The sequence below is a fragment of the Mesorhizobium sp. M5C.F.Ca.IN.020.32.2.1 genome (assembly GCF_004023105.1).
Taxonomy (GTDB): domain Bacteria; phylum Pseudomonadota; class Alphaproteobacteria; order Rhizobiales; family Rhizobiaceae; genus Mesorhizobium; species Mesorhizobium wenxiniae.
This window is the reverse complement of the sequence record NZ_RZSX01000199.1, coordinates 1-8,390: the sequence shown is the minus strand read 5'-3', so window position 1 is coordinate 8,390 and position 8,390 is coordinate 1. Positions and strand designations below refer to the sequence as shown.

Annotated in this window: 6 protein-coding genes and 1 pseudogene; 2 read left to right on the top strand and 5 right to left on the bottom strand. The window is 59.6% G+C overall.

What is annotated here, in order from left to right:
• Positions 1 to 510: 510 nt before the first annotated feature.
• On the top strand, positions 511 to 3,063 hold the full coding sequence (locus tag EOA86_RS12610) for a caspase family protein (protein WP_128341940.1): 2,553 nt from the start codon (positions 511 to 513) through the stop codon (positions 3,061 to 3,063).
• On the opposite strand, the gene EOA86_RS39355 is transcribed toward EOA86_RS12610, so the two are convergent.
• Both EOA86_RS39355 and EOA86_RS12600 read right to left on the bottom strand, forming a co-directional pair.
• Positions 3,060 to 3,284 carry a hypothetical protein gene (locus EOA86_RS39355; protein ID WP_206630007.1) on the bottom strand — a complete coding sequence of 75 codons (225 nt, stop codon included), beginning with the start codon at positions 3,282 to 3,284 and terminating at the stop codon, positions 3,060 to 3,062. The genes EOA86_RS12610 and EOA86_RS39355 overlap by 4 nt on opposite strands.
• Positions 3,285 to 3,810: 526 nt before the next feature.
• On the bottom strand, positions 3,811 to 4,389 hold the full coding sequence (locus tag EOA86_RS12600; protein ID WP_128341939.1) for a hypothetical protein: 579 nt from the start codon (positions 4,387 to 4,389) through the stop codon (positions 3,811 to 3,813).
• A gap of 192 nt (positions 4,390 to 4,581) precedes the next feature.
• Here EOA86_RS12600 and EOA86_RS12595 point away from each other — a divergent pair, with 192 nt between their 5' ends.
• Positions 4,582 to 5,112 (top strand): OmpA family protein, encoded by a 531-nt coding sequence (locus EOA86_RS12595; protein WP_065006955.1) that lies wholly within the window; start codon positions 4,582 to 4,584, stop codon positions 5,110 to 5,112.
• Positions 5,113 to 5,218: 106 nt separating this feature from the next.
• Here EOA86_RS12595 and EOA86_RS12590 read toward each other — a convergent pair whose 3' ends face one another.
• From EOA86_RS12590 to EOA86_RS12580, 3 genes and pseudogenes are all read right to left on the bottom strand, one after another.
• Entirely contained in the window at positions 5,219 to 7,552 is a 2,334-nt protein-coding gene (locus tag EOA86_RS12590) for a M23 family metallopeptidase (RefSeq protein ID WP_128341937.1), read from the bottom strand.
• Positions 7,549 to 8,055, bottom strand: coding sequence for a DUF1036 domain-containing protein (locus EOA86_RS12585; protein ID WP_164891707.1), 507 nt, complete (start codon positions 8,053 to 8,055; stop codon positions 7,549 to 7,551). The genes EOA86_RS12590 and EOA86_RS12585 overlap by 4 nt, the downstream gene beginning before the upstream one ends.
• 11 nt (positions 8,056 to 8,066) lie before the next feature.
• Positions 8,067 to 8,390: pseudogene (locus EOA86_RS12580) on the bottom strand (serine/threonine protein kinase); the annotation flags it as partial.

Below are 8,390 nucleotides of genomic sequence, written 5' to 3'. Positions count from 1 at the left end.
CCATAAGAGGACGCTAATTGAGTCTCGGAAACGGTGGCTAGAGAAAATCAGGGGTAGTCCGATATTAGTAGTGGAAAACTCGGGCGCTCTCGACGCGTGGTGCGTGGACGGAAGGCAAGAGTGCAGGGCGGCCGTCGGGCCTGGCAGGCGGCAGTTGACGTTCGTCGCTGGGCGAAACTGAGGTGCGCCCGCGCGAGCTGTGTTTTATCGGGGGCATCGCCGACCACAACCAGCTGCAACTTGCCACGATCAGAATGCCCGCCGCGCGTGGGCCCGAGAGGGGACCAAATCGACCACGGGTCCAAATAGCCAGGTTGAGAAACCGTTTGACGATCATTGCGGACACTCGGCCTCTGATGTAATTTAGGGTTCGATCAAGTGAGGAATATACCGCTGTCGCGACGGCTTTTCTCTCTTTTCTGTCTCGGCAGATAGCATGCTCTCTAACGGACCTGGCACTGCAAGCTGTGTTCTTGTGGTCGCCAGGTAACAGCGGTTAAGGGATTTGCCATGCTCCGACGTTGCGCATTCGTTGCGGCATTCATGCTCGCAAGCGTCACGACGTTCGAGGCTTCTGCAGTCGAACGAAGGGTCGCCTTTGTAATCGGCAACTCCGATTACCAGGAAATCTCGGCCCTCAAGAATCCGGCCAAAGATGTGGTGGACGTGTCCAACACTTTTCGATCGGCTGGTTTTGATGTTTTTGTCGCGAGCAATCTTACAAAGCTGCAGTTTGAAGGTCAGTTCCGCAACTATCTTGCCGCCGTGGACGGGGCGGATGTAGCTGTCGTCTACTATTCCGGTCACGGCTTTCAGATCGGCGGCGAAAATTTCCTGATCCCCGTCGATGCCTCGTTGAAAGAGGCGGCGGACGTCGAGGTCCAGGCAATCAAGCTGAACGACGTGCTGCAGCAGATGCGTTCGAAATCGAAGATCCAGGTGATCATCCTTGATGCCTGCCGCAACAATCCATTCCCTCGCAAGGACTATTGGCTCAGGGACCAGCTTATTACCGCCAGCGGCACCGGCCTTGCGCAAGTAAGAAGCTCGCTGAACACACTGATCGCTTTCGCCACCGAACCCGGCGCGGTTGCCTATGACGGCGCCGGCGACCTCAGCCCATTTTCATTCGCATTTTCTCGTCGGGCCTTGGCTCCGAACCAGGAGATTCGCACGGTATTGGCGACCGTGCGCCGGGATGTAGTTGAGGCTACCAAGGGCCTGCAGGTTCCCTGGGAGAACTCTTCGCTGATCGACGAAGTCGTTCTGATGCGTCGCAGCAGCCGCCCCTCTCTACCGCCGGTGTTGGAGAAAGTCGTGTTGTCGGGAGTCGGGCCTGTCGATCTCAACCTCCCGGAACCGGTGGAGGTCGACGGCGGATCAATCACCGTCAGCATCGAAAGACCGCCCGCCTTGGGACGCCTGATGCTGAATGGCAAGGTTGTCGAAGCGGGAGATCTGATCCAGGGCAAGGATCTGCCGCATTTGCAGATGGATGTCCCCAAGGGAGTTGGCGAGCCGGAAGAGATGGATATGCTGGCCTACGCTGCACGCGACAATTGGGGCGGCGAAGCCAAGGGCATGCTGGTGTTCCGGGTTAAGAGCGGCGAAGGAGCCCAGGGCGAACAGGTGATGGCCTCACTCGAAGCCGAGCAGAAACAGCAGGTGCTGCAGCGCGGCATTCATGTGACCGGTGCGGCCGAGGCGATCGAGAATCGGGAGATCGACGTTCCGGTCGGCATCGGCGCGGTTGCTCTGAACCTGGACCTTCCGACAGACGATTCGGCGGTCAGCCTGAAGGTTGCCAGCTATCCGGCAACGGGAACGCTCTCCCTGCCGGATCGAGCCCTGTCGCCCGAATCGAGCTTGACGGTCGGTGAAGTCGAGGGGCTGCGCTATGAACCCCAGATCGGCGCCAGCGCACCGGTCGAGATCGCCTTCGAAATTCGGGCGGACAGCGCAGTATCCAAACCCGCCAAAATGAAACTGTCGCCAAGCGTGGATCCGTGCGACTCGGCTGCCGGCGAACCTCTCGACCTTCAAGGCGTCGTCCCTGGCCTGCTGCCAAATGAAATCGGCGCCGACGCGGTGAAGCTCTGCGAGGCTGCGGTGAAGGCATATCCCGATGTCGCGCGCTTCCGCTACGAACTGGGGCGCGCGCTGCTTGCGGCCGGCAAGGTGGAGCAGGCCAGGAAAGCCATCCAGCAGGCTGCCGATAGGGGACACGTGCGCGCAGTGTTCGAACTCGGCTACCTCTACGCGACCGGAACAGGCGTGGCTGTCGACCGCAAACAGGCCAACACCTTCTACGCGGCTGCGGCCGACAAGGGCGATCCCTATGGGATGACGTCGTGGGGCCGAGCCTTGTTCCATGGCTCCGGCGTCGAGCGCGATACAGCCAAGGGGCTGGACCTGCTGCTCAAGGCGGCGGCGATGGGTCACACATATGCTATGAACGATCTCGGCGCGATCTTCACCGAAGGCCGCAACGGCGTGACCGCAGATCAGGCCCGTGCCGTTGCCTTCCTGGAGGCTGGCGTCGAGCGGCAGGACATGTATTCGATGAACCTGCTTGGCCGGAACTATCTGTCCGGCGCGGGCGTCGATAAAGATCCCAAAACGGCGCTGGCCCTGTTTCAGAAAGCCACCGAACTCGGCCAGCCCTACGCTCCAAGCAACCTGGCGCGCATGTACCGCGACGGCGTGGGCGTGGAGCGCAACCCGGCGGAAGCGCAAAGACTGTTCGAGATGGCGACCATGCGGGGCGATGAGTATGGTGCATTCGATCGCGCGGTTCTCGAAATGGAAAAGGGCGAAAAGGCCGACCAGGCCACCGCGGTCCGCTTTCTTGCATTTGCGGCCGCGCTGGATTTTCGCAACCAACTGCCAGAGGCCCGGACGAACCTCGCAAATTTCGGCACCAAGGTGAAAACGACGGCGTTGAAGCAGCTGCGCCGGGAACTCAAATCGAAGATTCCTGCGTCCGGTTCGCTGGACGACCAACTGGTCGGCGCGGCCAGGCGGGTCTGGGAAGAAGCCAACCCGCGTCGGGACGTGTTTTAATCAATCAGGAGGTAAACGGTGCGCAGGACATTGAAGCACGCAATCGTCGGAACAGCCCTGTCCGGCATCCTGGTGGGGCTCACAGGCTGCACGTCCTTGATGCCACCCGAACCAACGCCGCTGGTGGAGACGTCACCGCCGAAGGTCGTTCGCAGGACACCTGTAGAGCAGAAGGTCGTCAAGGCCGCTCCCAAACGGGTGGTGACGAAAAAAGTGATCAAGCCGGTTGAGGTAGAGCCTGTTGCCGCACCTCCTGTGATCGCTCCTGCGCCTTGGCGAGGCGGAGGCGGAGGCGGCGGCGGCTGGGGATAAGCCAACTTCCGTTTCGCTTTCACGAAAGCTCGCGCAACATCACGGGGCGGATCGGAGGATGCCGCACCATGTCGTTCTCGACCGCACCGCGAAGATCTAGGGATGACGGATACCGTTGATCCACTGCCTGGCTTCGGACGACCCTATTTTTTTTCCGACCTATCTATAGACTTCGGCGATCCCGCAATCGACGGAAAGACCTCAAAGGCAAGCCACGCTTCAGTCCGGTGGAAGGGCTCGACGAGGCAATATGGGACAGTCACTACGATGGCTGCCATGGAACTGGGCTCGGTTGTGCGGACAGGAAGTTTCGCCACCGACGATGTCTCGGTGCTGCGGCTGCAACATCCTCTGGGGACACGTTTCAGGGTGGCGCTGCCAAATGGGTCCAAGACGGCTGCAAGTAAGGCAAGCAATCAGGATCCAGACTGCACTCTAATTTGCATCCGCTGATTGGCGCAGCGCCTCGATCTCCGCCATCTGAATGCCCATTTCGACAAACGCGGAAAGAACCGAAAAGCGGTCCTCCAGTGCAACGCGTGCCAGCCCGGCCAGAACCCCCGCGCTCACAGCGTGGGCGGCAGGCAATGGCTGCAAGGCCGATACCGCTGGCGCCTCCATCGCCGAACCATTGCCATGCCGTCCTGCAGCCAGGGCAATCCAGGCGGCCGGCGTTGTTGGCGGTATTGCCGCAGCCTGGCTCACTTCGGCGCGATGGTGAGCGCTATCCGGTTCGCTGACCCAGTCACGAACAAGCGCGAGCAATTCCTGATCCCTGCGGTCGAGCAGAACGGTGAGGTGGCTCAGGCACTCATGGGCCCACCACACCGCAGCCCGCTCGGGAAGCAGATAGGCACAGAACGTAATCGCCTCCTCGGGCACCCGCCCGGCAAGGAGGGCGCGGCAAAATTCGATTGAAGGCTGTTCGGTCGGGAGTGCCACCATGTCCCTGGAAACAGCGGGGCAGGCCATGAAAAGATCCCGTGCCGTTTTGAATCGAAGCTCATTGGCCATGGCCGCCACGCTTTTACTGGGGAACAATCGACACTGAAGCCTGGACAGGGTGCGGTCAAGTCTCCAGTCCTCAGCAAGATGCAACTGCCGTCCACTCCTCGTATGCCTGACGTTTATTGACAGACATTCGCTTCGGGATTTGGTATAATCCGCAGCCGACAAGATCGGATGCTCAAGACAGGAGTAACCGTCATGCAGTTGGGCAGTTTAGCCTTCGTGTTTACGGTCACGCTTTTTTCGACCCATGCTTTTGCTGATCCGCTTCAGAAATCAGAAGACATCGTGAAGTTTTTTGACGCAGCGAGCGAGTTCGGCCCGTCGCGTGGAATTTGCGTCGGCACCGAAGACGAATGCAGCAGCAAGAACAAAGCAGCGCCGGCCGAAAAAACCAGCCTCGACATGCTGATCAACTTCGGCCTGGATTCTGCGGAACTCGATGCGACTGCGCGCGCTGAACTGGACGAGTTCGCCAAGGCACTGAAGGACAGCCGACTGAGCACTCTGAACTTCGTTGTTGAGGGGCATACAGATGCGACCGGCTCCGCTGATTACAATGAGGGACTGTCGGAACGAAGAGCCAGATCGGTAACAACCTTCCTGACCTCTAACGGCATCGATCCTGCCCGCATCAAAGCGACGGGCCTGGGCGAGACGAATCCGCGCGACCCTAACCCATTCGATCCGGTAAACCGCCGGGTGGAAATGCGGATAAGGACTGAGTAGCTGGAGCGGGTGCGCTAGGCTTAGACCAGAGCCGCGCGCCGTTTTCCACGCGCGAACCGGAGGTTAGCGCAGCAAAACCGATTCCGATTTCCGGGTTATGGCTGGTTCAAAGGGTATTCTGCATCGGGCTTATGAGGGCCGTGATCGCCTGCTTGTATTTTTCGAACTCCGGCGATGTCTGCCGGACTTGCGTTGTTGTCGTTGTCTGTTGAGCCACCTCAGTCGTCGTCGGGCTCAGCTTCCTGCCCATTTTCCTTTCGGCCCAGCTCACGACATAGCTGGCGGACTTGCCGGTGAGAAACGGGTTGGCTTGAATGACGGCCGACCCGAGCACGGCGCTCAATTGCGCCGAACCCGGCGATGACAACACTTGATGGGCGCCTTCCATTCCCAGGAAATGACAGAGATAAAGCCGGCCGGCTGTGATCTGGTGGCCGCGCGCCCGAAGATAGGCTTCGCCTTCGCGCGCCAGATTGCTGACCATCTCGCGCGAGATGGTGGCGTCGTAACGTAAAGCGAGCAGGTCGGCGGTTGACAGTGTCCGCGCAAGTTCGGGGCGGTAGGTGTTCATCATCCTGATCCAGGTCTTCGTTATGAACTGACCGGCGCCGGTCGCCGAAGAAAGTGGGTTCTTGGCGCGGGCGCTGCCGCCACTTTCGACTTGAACGATACGGTCGGTCAGCGTTTCGACAGCGGAATCATCCGTTGCGATGGCGGTAACCGTACCCAGGGGATCGATCGCCTCGCCATCGCGATAGAGTTCGAAATGCAGGTGCGGCCCAGTCGAAAGGCCGGTAGTGCCAATGTAACCAATGATATCGCCTGCCTTCACCTTCGCGCCGACACCGCCTTTGACCGCGAATTTCTGCATATGCGCATAGCGCGTCTCGCGCCCGTTTCCGTGCGAAATCTTCACCAGGTTGCCGTAACCCCCTCCATCGCCTTGAAAAACGACTTCGCCGTCGAAGGCGGCTGCAATCGGCGTACCCATAGGCGCCGCCCAATCCACGCCCTTGTGGATGCGAACAGTTCCGAGGATCGGGTGCTTGCGTGGGCCGAAGGTGGACGTCATGACCCCGTTGACCGGGGTGACCATGCCGTTTGTGACCGTCAGCGAGCGAACCTGATCGTCGCCGCTAACGCATGCAAACTGGCCGTCGGTCTGCTGGAACACGAAACAGTCGAGGCTTTTTTCGGCACCCTGGACACCCACATATAACACGCGCCCGGCCGTCTCTTCCTTGCCACGCGGCCTTTGCGAATAGATCAGGACCAGACGTTGCTCTTCGCTGGCAAACGCATCCAGATCCTGTCCTCGCGAGAGATACATGATCGCTTCTCCGATCACGCCGGTCGGGACTTTGTTGCGTGCTGCTGTTGAGTAGATTGCATCGAGCAGCCGGTATTGCCTTTTGTGCGTGCCTTCTGCCTGTGCGCCCGAGTAGTTGAACAGATCTTCGCGGACCCAGGGATCCACACCAGACACAAACACACCAGCGGCATTGCGCGTCAGCGTACCGACAAATACATTCTTGGCGTAGATTGAAACCTGCATGAGGGACATGGTTGTCGTCTCGCGCGTCGGCCTGAAACCGCGCATGGCGACGACATAACCTGGCTCAAGGCTTTCCCGATTGAAAAGCGTCTTCAGGGCTTCGCCTGCCAGTTTGGCATCCTCGGCGGAGAAATGCGCATCCAGGGCAACGCTGTCCAAGCTGCGGTCGTTGAGAATCTTTACGAATGTGTCCTCGGTAGCCTTGTATCGTTGATACTCGCTGGTGACGTTTGCGACGCTTGTGTTGTTTTCGATCTGGGTTTTCCGGAACGTGGGAAGGGCTGCCTCGCCTGAATCGATTGTTTCGCCCCAACCTGCTTCGGTATCATCGGCGTCCACCTGCGGGTCCGAAGCAACCGGAGCCTCGTTTAGAACGGGCGGTGGCTGAACATCGTCTTGCAGATCGTTGGATGACGCCGGCGCGGTCTGTCGCTGTGCCTGGAAGAATGCGAAGTCTTCTTGCGTGGACGGTATCGTTGTCATGAACTTTTCGCTGGCGCTAAGCATCACGTCAGCCAGAATCTCGATCTGGGGAGAAACTCCAGCCTGATCGAGTTCTGCCGGGCGCGGGATCACTTGGCTTTTTGTTGCGGCGCCGGTGTCGGGCGCAAGGGTGATCCACATCGGGTCTCCTGCGAGATCGATGATGGCAGGCACATAGACCGATGCATCGTATGGCACATCGTCGGTTCCCTCGACGGCGTGCAACTCCTCATCTTCATCGCCAAACGACCAATAGTCCGCGGTGAGATAAAAGCCGGCAGCGATCGACAACAGGACAACCACAGCAAGACCGGCAAGGAGTCGGCGCCAGAGCCTGCGTCTGCGCAGGGCGGCGCGCGCCTGCTTTTTCAACCTGAAGCTTGTGTCGATACTGTGCGTCACGGATTGCTTCCGGTCAGAAAAAAGGTCCACCGCACCTGTTCAAGCGTATCGACTTCGAGAAATCGTGCCGCGATATGGCCGCGCTGCCAGCATTCGTCGATTCCGCGTATCGAAAAACGCCGCCGGTCGATGCACATTTCGGTCGACCCGGCCAGGGTTGCGTGGCCAAAGACGTCCGTCGCATAGATGTAAATGTAGCGGTTCGTGAGTTCCTCGCGGATGACGTTCACGCACTGATTTGCGCCGATGGTCCACCAGCCATCGGTCTGGTCCGTATTGTCGACCTTTTGGCCGACAGCGAGATTGACGACGTCGAGCGTCTGATTGCAGACGGTGAATTCGGCGCGCGCTTCGTGGGACGACAGGAGAGCCAGCAATGTCGCGCTCGACATGACCACAAGTTTGATGCGGCCTCTCAACGCAAGCAGGCCGCGAAGCCAGTCACGCTGATTTTTGGGCGGGACAGTGGTTGGGTAGGAAAAACGCGAGCGGCGGCGGTCCATCGGCGTCCATGCTACCCGCCGAGCCGGAAGTACTTTGCGGTGGCGGAGAACTCAGATCTGGTGGTCGCGATCTCTTCGAGAATCTTGGGCAACAGCAGCGCGGCTGGTGTCGGCGTGGAGAACGCCGCAGCCTGAACATCCTGTGGACCCGTGATCACCATTATGATCTGCGGCACGACCTTGCCGGCCGCCTTGTCGGCTGCGCCGAGATCGATCGGAAACTTGAACGTGGCCTTGTCGGCTTGCGCCAAGATACGACTGTCGAGGTTGAATGCCATACCCCTGTGGTCGATCAGCAGCACGCTGGAAATGAGGCCGCCGCGGGTTACCAGCGT